This window comes from Vibrio sp. S9_S30, assembly GCF_014694455.1.
GTDB lineage: Bacteria > Pseudomonadota > Gammaproteobacteria > Enterobacterales > Vibrionaceae > Vibrio.
Genome location: NZ_JAAUWT010000152.1, coordinates 1 through 403 on the forward strand (window position 1 = coordinate 1; position 403 = coordinate 403).

Annotated in this window: 1 protein-coding gene; it reads right to left on the reverse strand. The window is 39.0% G+C overall.

All coding sequences use genetic code 11. The features are described 5' to 3' along the window. The coding region (locus tag HC752_RS24465; protein ID WP_274602169.1) for a transposase at nt 1–403 on the reverse strand (403 nt) is incomplete at both ends.

Here is a 403-nt window from a genome sequence, read left to right on the forward strand (position 1 = left end):
ATCCCGTCAAACACTTTATTTCGTTTTGCTCTGATGATATGACAAACTTCGATTTTTGTTGAATCAACAAACTGAATACCTGTCGGTTTTCCAAGCTTTGAAGTGAGATAGGAACACATTGGGATCACCACACTAGCTGTCATCCCGAGGAACCGTGTATAGCTTAGAAGCCTAGGAAAGCAAGCTTTCAGCTCTTTACTGACGTAGTTGAGATAATAGTTTTTGAAGTCACGATAATGTGATTGGTGAAAATAAATAATGATTGTCATGATTTCAGCTGGGGTAAGTCGACAGGTTCTGCGACGCTTTCTATCCCCACTTTCAATAAGTTGTTGTTGCCATTGCGGAATGAACATCTGGCAAAAATCATCGACATCACAAAATGTTTCTATTAACTTATCCA